Annotated in this window: 13 protein-coding genes; 3 read left to right on the top strand and 10 right to left on the bottom strand. The window is 48.2% G+C overall.

Annotated elements, in window-relative coordinates:
* Positions 1-134: 134 nt before the first annotated feature.
* From RHOM_RS07965 to RHOM_RS08010, 10 genes are all read right to left on the bottom strand, one after another.
* Positions 135-785 (bottom strand): YesL family protein, encoded by a 651-nt coding sequence (locus RHOM_RS07965; RefSeq protein ID WP_014079785.1) that lies wholly within the window; start codon positions 783-785, stop codon positions 135-137.
* Positions 775-1,620, bottom strand: a complete 846-nt coding sequence (locus tag RHOM_RS07970) for a sugar phosphate isomerase/epimerase family protein (protein WP_044024923.1) — start codon at positions 1,618-1,620, stop codon at positions 775-777. Before RHOM_RS07970 ends, RHOM_RS07965 begins: the two co-directional genes overlap by 11 nt.
* Before the next feature lie 57 nt (positions 1,621-1,677).
* A complete protein-coding gene (locus RHOM_RS07975) occupies positions 1,678-3,234 on the bottom strand; it encodes a glycoside hydrolase family 28 protein (RefSeq protein ID WP_014079787.1) in 1,557 nt (518 codons plus the stop codon).
* A gap of 102 nt (positions 3,235-3,336) precedes the next feature.
* The gene (locus tag RHOM_RS07980) at positions 3,337-4,200 is read right to left on the bottom strand and encodes a carbohydrate ABC transporter permease (protein ID WP_014079788.1); all 864 of its coding nucleotides are present in this window, start codon (positions 4,198-4,200) and stop codon (positions 3,337-3,339) included.
* Positions 4,201-4,205: 5 nt separating this feature from the next.
* Positions 4,206-5,144, bottom strand: a complete 939-nt coding sequence (locus RHOM_RS07985; RefSeq protein ID WP_014079789.1) for a carbohydrate ABC transporter permease — start codon at positions 5,142-5,144, stop codon at positions 4,206-4,208.
* 34 nt (positions 5,145-5,178) lie between these two features.
* The gene (locus tag RHOM_RS07990; RefSeq protein WP_044024649.1) at positions 5,179-5,979 is read right to left on the bottom strand and encodes a glycoside hydrolase family 88 protein; all 801 of its coding nucleotides are present in this window, start codon (positions 5,977-5,979) and stop codon (positions 5,179-5,181) included.
* 63 nt (positions 5,980-6,042) lie between these two features.
* On the bottom strand, positions 6,043-7,428 hold the full coding sequence (locus tag RHOM_RS07995; protein ID WP_014079791.1) for an ABC transporter substrate-binding protein: 1,386 nt from the start codon (positions 7,426-7,428) through the stop codon (positions 6,043-6,045).
* Positions 7,429-7,633: 205 nt separating this feature from the next.
* Complete coding sequence (locus tag RHOM_RS08000; RefSeq protein ID WP_014079792.1) at positions 7,634-8,437, bottom strand: gluconate 5-dehydrogenase; 804 nt, start codon at positions 8,435-8,437, stop codon at positions 7,634-7,636.
* A gap of 85 nt (positions 8,438-8,522) precedes the next feature.
* On the bottom strand, positions 8,523-10,004 hold the full coding sequence (locus tag RHOM_RS08005; protein WP_014079793.1) for a UxaA family hydrolase: 1,482 nt from the start codon (positions 10,002-10,004) through the stop codon (positions 8,523-8,525).
* A gap of 31 nt (positions 10,005-10,035) precedes the next feature.
* Positions 10,036-11,499 (bottom strand): tagaturonate reductase, encoded by a 1,464-nt coding sequence (locus RHOM_RS08010; RefSeq protein WP_014079794.1) that lies wholly within the window; start codon positions 11,497-11,499, stop codon positions 10,036-10,038.
* 346 nt (positions 11,500-11,845) lie between these two features.
* Here RHOM_RS08010 and RHOM_RS08015 point away from each other — a divergent pair, with 346 nt between their 5' ends.
* The 3 genes from RHOM_RS08015 (at position 11,846) to kduI (ending at position 15,248) form a co-directional block, all read left to right on the top strand.
* Positions 11,846-12,856, top strand: coding sequence for a LacI family DNA-binding transcriptional regulator (locus RHOM_RS08015; RefSeq protein WP_014079796.1), 1,011 nt, complete (start codon positions 11,846-11,848; stop codon positions 12,854-12,856).
* A 42-nt stretch (positions 12,857-12,898) separates the two neighbouring features.
* Positions 12,899-14,314, top strand: coding sequence for a glucuronate isomerase (gene uxaC, locus RHOM_RS08020; RefSeq protein ID WP_014079797.1), 1,416 nt, complete (start codon positions 12,899-12,901; stop codon positions 14,312-14,314).
* 70 nt (positions 14,315-14,384) lie between these two features.
* The gene (kduI, locus tag RHOM_RS08025) at positions 14,385-15,248 is read left to right on the top strand and encodes a 5-dehydro-4-deoxy-D-glucuronate isomerase (RefSeq protein ID WP_014079798.1); all 864 of its coding nucleotides are present in this window, start codon (positions 14,385-14,387) and stop codon (positions 15,246-15,248) included.
* Positions 15,249-15,265 lie beyond the last annotated feature (17 nt).

The following is a 15,265-nucleotide window of genomic DNA, read 5'->3' on the forward strand; positions in this document are numbered from 1 at the left end:
GCCGCATGTTTATCTGGAACTTTTAAGTATCTATTTCCTGTAATATTACTTATCAAAACAAAGCACAATATGCTTATTGCGACAATTCCTTTTCATTATGCTTGTTTTCGTCGGAACAGCTTCGTGTCCGTCCGCTAACGCTCCTGCTCTTCGTCTGCGGAGTCTTCTTCCGCCGCCTCGATATATTTGGCGAACGTATGCTTATAGTACATTCCAAAGAAATACCCCATCAGACCGATTCCATAGATCAGCGTCAGGAAATTGGCAAGCAGCGTGGTTGTGTTCACCCAGACAAACAGAATCATCAAGATTGCAAGCTGGATCGTCGTCTTCATGTTGCGCATTGCGACAAAAAAGGAATACCGGATCGTCGCCTTGACCGGATTCACAAACTTTGCCTGCACGCCGAACACATAGAGGAGCGAAAGAAAATACGGTACAAACAGAATTGCCGCCACTCCCTGCATCAGCTGCCCGAAGGAATTGCCGGCACGGCCGCCCAAAAGGAAGTCGCCCGCCAGGAATGCACCCGCTGCCAGATAAATAAAAAACAGCGCCGTCGCCTGTTTAAAGTTCTCCTTAAACGACGAGAAAAAATTCTGATGCCAGTACCCTTCATTGTCCGAAAGCTTCATGCTGGTGTAAATCAGGGCGGTCGTCGATGCCCCGATCGTAAACACCGGCAGGGAACAGATCAGCCAGAGCAGATTCAATAAAAATATCTTTCCGATTTTATCAATGGTACGCCAAACCACGTTGTCGAGATCAAAAAATCTATCCCACATGGCACTCCTCCCACAATCTCTGAATGTATTCGCGCGATGCCACGGCATTTTCCGGCACAGTGTTCTCTAAGGTTGCATGGATATACGGCTTGCGCTCTTTCATAAAGCGGATGATCCTGTCATAGTTCATCTCGCCGGTTCCGGCTGCCACCGATACCAGGCTGTTATTCTCCACCTTAAAATCCTTGATATGTACCATCGCAATATCCTCGCCAAGCACATCGATCGCTTCTGCTATTATAGCATCCCTGTCCTTGTAATTGCAAACATCAAGCAGATTGACCGGATCGAAAATGATCTGAAGGTTCGGTGAACCGATCGCGTCAAGCACCTTTCTCGCCCGCTTCGGATTGCAGACAATATGCTTGTACACCGGCTCGATCGCAACGATCACGCCCATTTTTTCCGCATAGGAAACCACCGGGCGCAGGTTGTTGATAAAGATTTTTAGCGCTTCCTCGGAATGATTGCGCTCCTCAAAACGGTATTCCTCATTCACCGCTCCGGTTTCCGTGCCGACCACACCCGCGCCGAGCAGCGATGCGAACCGGATATGTGCCAGATAGCGGTGCGTATTCTTTGCAAGGCTTGCCGGATTCGGATTGGCGAGATTCAAGTAGCATCCAAGCACTGCCACATCCAGCTGATTTGCCGCAAAGATCTTCTTTAAATACATGGCGTATCCCGGCGTCAGGGCACCGTCATCCACCGGATACTCTGAAATCACCTTTGCCAGCGCCAGATGTCCGCAGGCAAATCCCTGCTCATGTGCAATGGCAAGCCGCTCCTCAAGCGGTGCCTTTTTGATATCATGTAAACGTATTCCAAGCTGCATTTTTTCCATCCTTTCCGGGCTTTCTTTCTCCTGCCCCGCCAATGTTCCGGCCGCCTTCTATCGCTCAACCTCATCCACGTCGTGAAGTTCGATCTCCTCTCCCTCGCATCCCTCAATGGAGACGTTGTCCAGCACAAGCTTCTTCACGTTCCGCGCATACAATCCCTTTTTGCAGCATGCTTCCACGCCGTTTGACATGATCGGCACGTCGCATTTTGCCTGCCCGGCGAAAGAAACGGATACGTTGCGCATGGTAATCTGTTCGATCTTCTGCTCCGGCAGACCGTCAAAGTAGGATGCTGCCACATGGCAGTCTTTCGCCGTGATATTTTCAAAGCAGAAGCGCTTCATGGACGGTGTACCGTCATCCACCGGATACGGTTCTCTCGACTGCACAAACTCGGTTCTTCCGTCCGGGTCGCAGAAATAGAAGGCATTCGCAGTAAACGGCGTCATGACCTGCTCCATCATAAGATCCCGGAAGATAATATTGTCCAGAATCGCATCCTTGCCGCGTCCCCTGCGCGTCTTGATACGCAGACCACGGTCGGTATGGTAAAACCGGCATTTCTCCACGATCAGGTTATTGACGCCTCCCGCCATCTCACTGCCGACGGTGACCGCGCCGTGTCCATGCTCCATCAGGCACTGATAGACGTGAATATTGGAGGATGGCGTCTTGTATCTTCTTCCCATGTAGATCTTTCCGGATTTCACTGCGATACAGTCATCCCCGAGGGAGAAGCGCACACCGCAGATCGTCACATCGCGGCAGGATTCCGGATCAAGACCGTCCGTATTCGGTGACTTTGCCGGATTCTCCACGATCAGGTTGCAGAACAGCAGCTCGTCGCTGAAGTACGGATGAATCACCCATGCCGGACTGTCATGGAAATAAAGTCCCTGCACGCGGATGTTTCTGCAGCGGTTTAAGGAAAGCATTCTCGGGCGGAACGCCCCCACCATCACCTTCTCATTTTTCCACCAGTTTTCGTGGCTGGCAGCTCCGTTGATGCTGCCCTCCCCGTAGAGATTCACGTCCGAAACGTCAATTCCGGAGATAATTCCCGCAAACATCGGCAGCGGATTTCCCTCCCAGGTTCCGAGATTATAGTCTCCCGTCTCATCATAGCTCTCGATGAGTCCCGGCAGAATTGCATAGTGCGACCGGTCGGTGTCCGCCAAAAGTTCCGCGCCTTTCGCCAGTTCAACGCTGATCCCACTCTTTAAGAACAGACTGGTAATCTTATAGGTTCCTGCCGGGATCAGCACACGGCTCTCAGGCGGGCATGCCATGATCGCTGCCTGGATAAACGTGGTGTCATCCGACACACCGTCTCCCTTTGCACCGAACTTGCGCACATTGAGTGTGACGAACTCGTAATCCGTGCGGAATGCAATCTCTCCCTGTCTGGTTCCATGGGCATCCTCCACGCCAATCTCATAGTCGGTATCCGGCTTCAAGCCATACAGCGACGTGATGACGGTATCGGTTGTCTTTACCTCATCTCCGTTTACAAGAATCCGGTACACTTCTTTTGTCTTATAGATGCCGCCGTCATCCAGTTCCAGCGAGACGCTTCTCGCCGTTTTCATCACAAGACGAATTTCCATTGTCTCATCCTCCATTTATACCTTACGGTCATTCGTTACTTCTTACAGTGCAACAAAAGGGTGACAAGCCTGCCACCCTTTTTCTAAGCTTTGTTTTTGATTTTAGCCTTTTACACCACCGGCTGAAATACCATCTACGAACTTATCCTGTGCCATAAAGAATACCACAAGAGAAGGAATGATGGAGATCAGGGACAGTGCCAGAATTCTGTTCCACTGGAATCCGGAATCTGCATCCATGGACATTTTTACGAAAATAGCCAGCGGATATTTTGCCGGAGTATTCACGTAAAGCAACGGTCCCATGAAGTCATTGGATGACCACATGAACTGGAACAGTGCGATGGATGTGATCGCCGGGGAAAGCATCGGAACGATAACCTTCACCAGAGTCTGTACTGCGTTACATCCGTCAATCTTAGCCGCCTCATCCAATTCCTTCGGCACGTTGCGCAGGAACTGAATCAGCTGGAATACGAACAGCGTATCCGTCGCGAACAGGGTCGGCACAATGATCGGGAGATATAACTTGGAATCTACCCAGCCCATCTTGGAAAACATGATGAACTGCGGTACGTTCAATACTACCTGCGGCAGGAATAATGTCGCCATCAATACGGAGAAGAGAATTCCTCTGCCCTTGAACTCAAAACGGCCGAATCCATAAGCGGTAACCGTCGCAGAGATCATCGTAAATACTACCTTCGGAATTACGTAGGAAAAGGTGTTTAACATAGCCTTCCATACGTTGATTGCTCCGCCGTAGCTCTCCATTGCCTTTTTGTAACCCTCAAGTGTCGGGTTCTTCGGGATGAAACCGATGCTGGAGAAAATCTCCGCATTGGATTTAAAAGTTGCACCAACCATCCAGACCAGCGGATAGATCATAATCAGTCCGACAAGGATCAGGACAAAATATCTTAAGAATACATTGACATAATGTTTTGTTTTACTTTCTGCTGCCATTCTTCTTAGCCCTCCTCATCAGAATAGAATACCCAGTATTTCTGGCTCAGGAATGCAATCGTGGTAAAGATCATCAGGATGACGAACATTACCCATGCCATCGCACTTGCCATACCCATGTCATACTGTTTGAACGCACTGTTGTAAATCAAAAGTGAAATCAGTGTTGTAGAGTTTCTCGGTCCGCCCTGTGTGATGATGTACGGTCCGTTGAACTCCTGGAATGCCTGACAGAGCTGTGTTACCAGGTTGTAGAAAATAACCGGTGTAATGATCGGCACTGTCACAGAGAAGAACTGACGCCACTTGCCTGCTCCGTCGATCGAAGCCGCCTCGTAGAGATCCTGTGGAACACCCTTTAACGCTGCAAGGAAAATAATCATTGCAGAACCGAACTGCCATACACGAAGCAGACAGATTACGAACAGGGAATACTTTGTATCGGACAGCCAGCTCGGGCCTGTAATACCCAAAAGACCGAGGAATCCGTTTAAAAGTCCGTCATCGCGGAATACTGCTTTCCAGAGTACCGCAATGGCAACCGATCCCCCTAAGATAGAAGGTACATAGTAAGCGGTACGGAAGAAATTCACGCCCTTGATCTTGAAGTTCAGTATGTAAGCGATAAACAATGCAAATATCAGTTTTAACGGAACTGTGATAAATGCATACTTGAATGTAACCGTCAACGCTGTCGTAATCTTCTTGGTTGTGAAGACATTCACATAGTTCTGAAGTGTTCCGATCACATTCATGCCCTTAAACAGATTGTAGTCTGTAAAGCTGTAGAATAATGAGGAACCCATCGGCCACAGTTTGAATACAAGGAAACCAAACAACCATGGCAAAATAAAGAAGAAGCCGATATTTTCTTTGCAAATGTCAACAAACGTTTTTTTCTTCTTTGGCACTGCAACATTTGCGGTATTACTTTTCTTAGCCAACCTTTTGTACCTCCTACTTATCTTAAAATTTCATTCACTCACGACTTAAAATCAGTCTCTGCGCATAAGCCATCATGGCTATGCCCATCCGTTCGGAATCTTTTGAATCAAACGGTTCTTTTATCAGACCATCGATCATGGAAAGTCCAATTTCTGCATATTTTTCACTATTTAAAACGCCCAGATTGCAAGCCTTTATAATAGAATATCCCATCATTGCACTTTCTTTTTTACTGAAATCATTATTCCAGCCGGCGGCAAGAATATTTCTGATGGTCTTCTTAAAAATCTCTTCGAGAGATTTGTAATGTTCGAAAATCTCACGACTCATGCTATCTATCACGTCGATCACCGTCATAAGATACCACCCCGTCTGCTCCATATCCGTCTGTTCCGACGGTGCCAGTGTCAGAAGCTGTCTGACGATCTGTGCGTACTCCGCCTTGTTGTGATATCTGGTCTCATACTCCATATAGAATGGATACACCGCAAACATCACACTGCCGGATATGTTCCGGGAAGAATCCTCCACGCATCCGAATACGCCGTTTTCGGACTGCGGGCTGTTCTTAAGCCACTCTGCATTTCTTTCTATCCAGGTGCGATACTGTTCTTCTCCCGTCTGATCATACAGAAAAAATACGTACCTGCCAAACCGGTGGGCACCTACCGCCGCACGGGCAGCTTTCTCCATCACCTCTTGCAGCTTTTGCTTTTCCGCTTCCGCGGCCAGGGGATACCATGCTCTGCATCCCTCCAAAACCATGACCGAAAGCTGCTCAAAATCATGATCCTCTGCTATATATTCTGATACAAACTGATCAAAATCCATCATACACCTTTTTTAAAAATGGAGCTGCTGTCGTAAGAACAGCAGCTCCGAATTCATGCAGTCAGATTACTGGGAAATAACAGCTGTTACACCATCATATAATGTCTGTGCTGCTTCCTCTACTGTGTAATCGCCATAGCTTAAACCTGCCATTACATCATAGTATACACCATCGCTGCTCTTTAACTGAGAATCCTCGAACTTCGGATCAAGGCTGTTGGATACCCATGCAAGAACCTTACCGTTAGCCTCTACTACCTGGCCATTTAATAAGCCTGCATCGTTAGCTGTCTTTAATGCGATCTGAGATACCGGAACACCTCTCTCAGAGCCAAGGATCTGTGCTGCTTCTTCGTTGTTCATTAAGAAGTTAACAAGTAATGCAGCCTCCTTCGGATGCTCGCATGTTGCGCTGATTGCCCAGCACATGGAAACCTTTGCGTATCCGCCCTGATACTCGCCAAGATCTGTTAAGTAGTCACCAACAACGATCTCACGTCCCTCAGCTGCGCTTGCGAATTTGCTTGCAGAAGAATCCCACTCGAAGATACCTGCATAGTGTCCGTCGATCCAGTTCTGGTTCTGATCCAGAGATGCAGCACCGTCACCAGCGATTGTTGCTACAGAAGGAATCACATGAGCATCCTCAAGATCCTGGATGAACTGAAGTCCCTCTGCGATCTGGTCTGTTGTGTAGTTGATCTGTCCGTCTGTTACCCAGTCGGTTCCGTATACAGACTCAAGGTAGTATACCATGAGGATCATTCTGTCGTACTCACCTAAAGCTAACGGATAGTAATCATCTCCGTATGCTGCGAACTTCTCACCGCAAGCCTTTAACTCCTCTAATGTGGTCGGGATCTCGCATCCGATCTCATCAAATGTTGTCTTGTCCCAGTAGAAAATTCTACCTGTCATGGAAATCGGGATACCTGCCTGGGATCCGTCAGATGCTGTACACATATCAAGATATGTGGAATCGATCTGGCTGAAATCAATTACGTTAGAGTAATCATTCAGGTTAAGGAAAGCGGTTCCATCGTTGTCATACTGTGTAATCCAGTTCCAGTTGATCTGGTTTACATCCTGTGCGGTTCCTGCTGCGAATGCGGTAGCCATCTTAGCTTCCCATCCATCCCATGCAGCGTATGTAGGTTCTACGGTAATTCCCGGGTAAGCTGCCTCAAATGCCTCGATTGCCTTTAATGTTGCCTCGTGTCTGGTGTCACCACCCCACCATGACATTGTTAATGTACAATTCTCATAAGAACCATCATCGGTAGCTGCTGCCTCTGTAGCTGCCGCTGCTTCTGTTGCCGGAGTCTCCGGTGTTGTGGCTGCTGCGTCTGTGTTTGTCTCCTCAGATGTGGAACTTCCACAGGCTGCGGTAGAAAGTGCCATGGCTGCTACTAAACCGGTAGCCATTGTGCGTTTCAGGAAATCCTTTTTCATAGTTTTCTTCTCCTTTTTCTTTATTACTTGGCAATGTGCCCTTTCATCGTTTTGCACTCTGAAAGGTTTTAGTCACATTGCAATAATGTAAGTGCTTACATGTTGTATTATAGCACAGTCCTCATAAAAATGCACTACTTTTTTTCATATTTTAGCTTTTTTTTGTTAGAAATGTTTTCATGGGCAAATATGTGCGGAATGTAGTCTATTGTGGCTGTTTTCCAATGTATGCCAGAATACCGCCGTCTACATATACAACGTGTCCGTTGACAAAGTTGGATGCATCGGAAGCCAGGAAAACAGCGGTTCCCTGCAGATCCTCAGCTGTGCCCCATCTTGCTGCAGGAGTCTTTGCAATGATGAACTGGTCAAACGGATGTCTGGAGCCGTCCGGCTGGATCTCACGGAGCGGAGCGGTCTGCGGTGTTGCAATATAACCCGGTCCGATACCATTGCACTGAATGTTGTGCTCGCCGTACTCAGACGCGATATTTCTTGTAAGCATTTTCAATCCGCCCTTTGCAGCTGCGTATGCAGATACGGTCTCACGGCCGAGCTCACTCATCATAGAGCAGATGTTGATGATCTTTCCATGACCCTTCTTAATCATTCCTGGAATGACTGCCTTGGATACAATAAACGGCGCGTTCAGGTCAACATCGATGACCTGTCTGAACTCAGAAGCCTTCATCTCAAGCATCGGGATGCGCTTGATAATTCCTGCATTGTTGACAAGAATGTCGATCGTTCCGACTTCCTTCTCGATCTGTGCCACCATGGCTTCCACCTGCTCCTCGTTTGTCACGTCGCAGACATAACCGTGTGCCTTGATGCCCTTCTCTTCATAGGAAGCAAGTCCCTTGTCCACAAGTTCCTGCCTGATGTCGTTGAATACGATTGTTGCGCCTGCCTCTGCGAATGCAGTTGCGATTGCAAAACCGATTCCGTAAGATGCACCTGTTACAAGTGCTACTTTACCCTCAAGTGAAAAATTGTCTAAAATTCCCATTTTTATGTTCTCCTTTTCTATTATTCATGTGGCATCAGCCGCAGTGGCCGAAAGCCGCATCGATTGCTTAACTACTGCTTTTCAGCTACAGTGTCACGCCCTGTTTGAAGATTGCCATATCGTGGAAGCCCGCTTCCTCGCTGCAGACTTTTCTGCCGGACGCCACGTCGATCACATAGTCGAACAGCTGCTGTCCCACTGTGTCTAACTCCGCGTCTTCCACCAGCACGCCCGCATTGAAGTCGATCCAGTTTTTCTTCTTTCCGGCCAGCGTACTGTTGCTGGAAATCTTCACGGTCGGAACCGGGGACGCAAACGGTGTTCCGCGCCCTGTCGTAAACAGTACGATATGTGCGCCGCTCGCCGCAAGTGCCGTCGCCGCCACCAGATCATTGCCCGGTGCAGACAGGAGGTTTAATCCTGAGGTTTTTACACACTCTCCATAGGAAAGCACGCCGCACACCGGTGCGCTTCCGGACTTCTGTGTACAGCCCAGTGATTTATCTTCCAGTGTCGAGATACCACCCTTCTTATTTCCAGGAGACGGATTCTCATAAATCGTCTGATGATTGTCCTTGAAATACTGCTTGAAGTCGTTGATCAGTGAGACTGTCTCATCGAACAGTTCCCTGTTGGCGCAGCGGTTCATCAGAAGCGTCTCCGCGCCAAACATTTCCGGCACTTCGGTAAGGATCGTGGTGCCGCCCTTTCCGATCAGAAGATCTGAGAATCTGCCCACCAGCGGATTGGCCGTAATTCCGGAGAATCCATCGCTGCCGCCGCACTTCATTCCGACAATCAGCTTTGAGGCACTGATCGGCTCGCGCTCAAACGCGGACGCATAATCGATGAGTTCATTCAGGAGTTTTGCTCCCTCCTCCATCTCGTCCTCACATTCCTGACAAACCAGGAATTTTACGCAATTCTCATCGTAATCGCCGATGTATTTTTTCAATTCGCCTATATTGCTGTTCTCACATCCCAGTCCGAGCACGAGAACGCCGCCCGCATTCGGATGATTTACCAGATCCGCCAGAATCGTTCTGGTGTGCTCCTGGTCGTCTCCCATCTGGGAACATCCATACGGATGCGGGAATGCGATGACTTCCTCAACGCTTCCCTTCACTCTTGCGTTGGCTGCCTTCGCCATTGCGGTTGCAATATTGTTGACACAGCCGACGGTCGGGATGATCCAGACTTCGTTGCGGACGCCAACTTTTCCATTGGCGCGGGCGAAGCCCATGAATTTGACATCCTCTGTCTTTTTCACATTCGTCTCCACCGGCTGATAAGTGTATTCCAGCAGATCGCCGAGTGCCGTCTTTAAATTATGTACATGCACCCACTGTCCCGCTGCAATGTTCTCCTTCGCATTGCCGATCCTAAAACCGTATTTGATCACCTCGGCTCCGGCCGCAATATCGCGGATTGCCATCTTGTGTCCCGCCGGGATCGTTTCCCTTGCTGTAACCTCCTGTGTTCCCGCCAGAATGGTCTCCCCGGCTGTCAGTTCCTTCAATGCCACGATAACATTATCATTTTCATTGATCTTGATAAAATCCTTCATGAATCGTCTCCTGCCTGTTTTTCACAGTGTATTATGCAAAAATCTTCTCCATTGCCTTACGCATTCCAAGTGCGCGGATCTCTTCTATATAGGAAGCAACTGCATCCTCCACTCCTGCAAGAGCGCTCAGATCCTGTCCCCAGAATGCCTCGTTGGAGAGAACTGCATGTGCATACTCTCTCGCGCCCTTAGAACTGTTGGCTGCGAAGAACTCCAATACCGCAGCGTCGTCTAAAATATTGTACTCCTGTCCGTCGCGGTGTCCGATCAGCGCCTTGTCGCGGATCTCTGTTCCTGTATAGAATGCCATCAGGGCTGCCAGCGAGAATGTCAGGTGTACCGGAAGCTTTCCTTCCTTCTCGATGTACCCCAAGAAGCTCGGCATACATCTTGCTCTCCACTTGGATACAGAGTTCAGGGAGATGGATAACAGTGCGTGCTTTACATACGGATTGTTGAATCTTGTGATTACCGCCTCTGCGAAATCGATCAGATCCTGCTTCGGAAGTGTCAGCGTCGGAATTACTTCATCGAAAATGGTTGCTTTCATGAAGTTAAAAATCAGTTCATCCTGCATGGACTCTAATACGATGTCGTTGCCGCACAGATAGGACGCAAGTACAAAGGATGTGTGCGCTCCGTTTAAAATTCTGACCTTTCTCTGTTTATACGGCTTCTGGTTGTCTGTAAAGATCACTGGAAGTCCTGCATCCGGAAGCGGGAACTCTTTGCTGATGTCCTTTGCACTCTCGATTACCCAGAGTGCAAACGGCTCGCCCGTTACGATTAAGTTGTCCTGGTAGCCGAACTCTTTGCACAGCTCCTCCGCCTCGTCTCTCGGATATCCGGTAACGATACGGTCAACCAGTGTGGAGGTAAATACACATGCATCATTCAGCCATGCAGTAAATTCTTCCTCCAGGTTCCAGAGTTTTGCAAGCTTTAATACGCACTCTTTTAAATGAATACCATTGTCATCGATGAGCTCTACCGGCAGCATCACAAGACCCTTGTCAGCCGCACCGTCAAAGTGCTTGTATCTCTCATATAAGAACTTGGTTAATTTTCCCGGATAACTCTTCGGCGGGTTCATCTCCAGGCGGTCGGTATCGTCATACACGATTCCTGCCTCTGTTGTATTAGATACGATATAACGGAGTGTATCCAGTTTTGCAAATGCCGCATACTTTTCATATTCGCCATATGCATCTACCGCATCTGCCACACTGGTCACAATACGGTTAATGCGCTTCGGTTCTCCATCTACAATTCCGCGCAGCTGTACGGTATACTGACATTCCTGCTCGTGGAAACGATCCAGGCTTCCGAACTCGATCGGCTTTACCAACACGATATCGCCATTGAATCTGCCCTGCTCGTTCGCTATATCAATCATATAATCCACAAAAGCACGAAGGAAATTTCCCTCTCCAAACTGTAATACTCTGACAGGTCTTTCAACCTTTCCTGTTTTTTCTCTGCTTAATAAGTCCATGATATCCTCCTGGTATTCTGATATATACTGCATTTTGTTACTTTGTAAGCGTTTACACCATGTATTCTTACACCTTTTATAGGATTAGTCAATATGTAATTTTGCACAATTTAGTGATGTTATCTATATTCCATTACTTTTTTTTCATTCTTTTGGCATTTTTGTTATTTTTTCCTGTTTCTGTTGTTGCTTTCTCAATTTCAATATTGTATAATAAATGTGGTTGCAATGAAACTGCTTTCACAGCTATACTTGTTTTGTACCTTACATTATGTAACTTTACATGTAACGCCCTGGGAAGCATCTCATTTCTTCCATATTAAGGAGTTTCAAAAGGAATCACACCATGACAATTTACGACATTTCGAAGAAAGCCGGTGTTTCCATTGCCACCGTCTCCCGTGTTCTAAACGGAAGCGATAAAGTCCGGCCAGCTACCCGAAAAAAGGTAATGGATATTATAGAAAAATACGACTATACTCCGAATGCATTTGCGCGCGGCATGGGACTTCATTCCGTACAGACGATCGGTATTCTCTGTGCCGATTCCTCGGATCTTTTTCTCGCCAAGGCAGTGTATTATCTCGAGCAGGAGCTTCAGTCCAACGGCTATGAATCCCTTTTATGCTGTACCGGTTACAATCTGGACATCAAGAAGAATTACTTAAACCTCATTCTTTCCAAGAAAGTGGATGGCATTATTCTCGTTGGTTCCAACTTCATCGGTACCAATGAGGAGGAGAACCAGTACATCAAGGACGTTTCCGCACAGGTTCCCATTATGCTGCTCAACGCTTCCTTTGACTATCCGAATGTGTACAGCACACTCTGCGACGATTACACATCTATGTTCGAGGCAACCGTTTCCATGCTTGACGCGGGGATTGAGGACATTCTCTATCTGTACAATTCCAATTCCTACAGCGGCGTCAAAAAGCTGGGCGGTTTTCGCGCCGCCATGGAGGCACACTCTGTCCCGGATTACGAGAAACGGATTCTCTTCTACGAGGGAGACCCGCAGCAGATGGACGACGTCGCCAATTATCTGGAACGTCTTTCCAAAAAGAAGCTGAGTTTTCACGGCGTGATCGCATCGGAGGATCCGCTTGCCATAGGCGCCATGAAATACGCCAGACGTCAGGGACTTTGCGTACCGGAAGATTTGTCGGTAATTGGATATAATAATTCCATGCTCACCACCTGCTGTACACCGGAGCTTACCTCCGTTGACAACCGTCTTGAGACACAGACGCATCAGCTGGTGCAGACTCTGCTCGGAGTTCTCCAGGGTGAGGAAATGCCGAAGAAATCCATTTTTTCCGGCAAACTTATCAAACGAGGCACTACATTATTTTAAGGTTTTCAAATATACCAAGAACAACTTATGGAGGAAAAAAAGATGAAAACATTTATGGACAAAGACTTTTTACTGCAGACAGAGACAGCCCAAAAGCTGTACAACGATTATGCGGCAGCCACACCGATTCTGGATTACCACTGCCACATCAACCCGCAGGAGATTTATGAGGACCGTCAGTTCGAAAATATCACACAGGTATGGCTCGGCGGCGACCATTATAAATGGCGCTTCATGCGTTCCTGCGGCGTGGACGAGCGCTTCATTACAGGCGACGCTTCCGACAAGGAGAAATTCTTAAAGTGGGCTGAGGTACTCGGCAAAGCTATCGGCAATCCACTCTTCCACTGGAGCCATTTGGAGCTGCAGAAATATTTCGGCTATCACGGCGTGCTCAACAAAAACACCGCTGAGGAAGTATGGGAGCTCTGCAACAAGCGTCTCGCTGAGCCGGATATGACTGTCCGCAACATCATCAAGCAGTCCAACGTCACACTGATCTGCACCACCGATGATCCGATCGATTCTCTGGAGTGGCACAAGAAGATCGCCGAGGATGCTTCTTTCGACGTAAAGGTTCTTCCTGCATGGCGCCCGGACAAGGCAATGAACATTGAAAAACCGACCTATCCGGAGTACCTGGATCAGTTATCCGCTGTATCCGGCATCAAGGTTGCCACCTTCGCGGATCTGTGCAAGGCACTTTCCAACCGCATGGATTTCTTCGCTTCCATGGGATGCTGTGTCTCCGACCACGCGTTAGAGTATGTAATGTACGCTCCTGCTTCCGCAGAAGAGATCGAGAGCATCTTCGCAAAACGTCTTGCAGGAAATGATGTCACCAAGGAAGAAGAATTAAAGTTCAAGACGGCATTCATGGTCAATGTCGGCAAAGAGTATGCAAAGCGCAACTGGGTAATGCAGCTGCACTACGGCTGCAAGCGCGACAACAACACACCGATGTTCAACAAGCTCGGACCGGATACTGGATATGACTGTATCAACAACTACGCTCCTTCTTCTGAGATGGCAGATTTCTTAAATGCCTTAAATCAGAGTGACGAACTTCCGAAAACGATCATCTACAGCTTGAACCCGAACGACAACCAGGCCATCGGCACGATCCTCGGCTGCTTCCAGGATTCCACCGCAGTTGCAAAGATTCAGCAGGGTTCCGCATGGTGGTTCAACGATCACAAGACAGGCATGCAGGATCAGATGATCTCTCTCGCCAACCTTGGAAACCTTTCCGGATTCGTGGGAATGCTGACAGACTCCAGAAGCTTCTTATCCTATACCCGTCACGATTACTTCCGCAGAATTCTCTGCAATCTGATCGGCAACTGGGTAGAGAACGGCGAGTTCCCGGCAGACTACGAGACACTTGAGGAGATCGTGAAGGGAATCTGCTACAACAATGCCGTCAACTACTTCGGATTTGACTTAAAGACCTGCTAATTGGTTTCCCATTGAAATGCCCGGTTTTCCGGGCATTTCATGCAACAATACATAGAAAGGATATTTTATCATGGAACTTAGAACAGCTGCATCTCCAAGAGATGTCAAACACTACACCACCGAACGTTTAAGAGAGGAATTTCTGATTGACGACCTGTTTTTGCCGGATGTCATCAAACTGGTATACAGCCATATCGACCGTATCATTACCGGTTCTGCCGTTCCGGTAAAAGAGACCTTAAAGCTGACCGCCGGCGACGAACTCCGCGCACAGTATTTCTGTGAGCGCCGTGAGCTTGGCGTCATCAATATCGGCGGCGCAGGCACCATCACCATCGATGGAAAGGCTTACCACGTTGCACACAAGGAAGGCATGTATATCGGCATGGGCTCCCGCGACATTACTTTTGCAAGCGATGACGCCGCTGCACCGGCAAAATTCTATTTAAACAGTGCTCCTGCACACCGCACATGTCCAACCGTTCTCATCAAGCCGGAAGGCACACCGGAAGATGGTGTTGTCATCGTCAAGGACTGCAACAAAGTAGAACTCGGTTCCCTGGAGACAGCAAACCACAGAACGATCTGCAAATATATCCTTCCTGGTCAGGTAGAGAGCTGCCAGCTGGAAATGGGCATGACAAAACTTGAGCCGGGAAGCGTATGGAACACAATGCCTTGCCATACACACGACAGACGCATGGAGGTCTATCTGTATTTCGATATGCCAGAAGATGCCCTTGTCATGCACTACATGGGTGAGCCGACAGAGACACGCCACATTGTAATGCGCAACGAGCAGGCAGTCATCTCCCCGAGCTGGTCGATCCACTCCGGATGCGGCACCCAGGCTTACACCTTTATCTGGGGCATGGTCGGTGAGAATCAGGATTTTGACGACATGGACGACGTAGCCATGACAGATTTGTTATAAAACGGAGGTCTAAACCA

Origin of the sequence: Roseburia hominis A2-183, from assembly GCF_000225345.1 — a bacterium.
GTDB classification, from domain to species: Bacteria; Bacillota; Clostridia; order Lachnospirales; family Lachnospiraceae; genus Roseburia; species Roseburia hominis.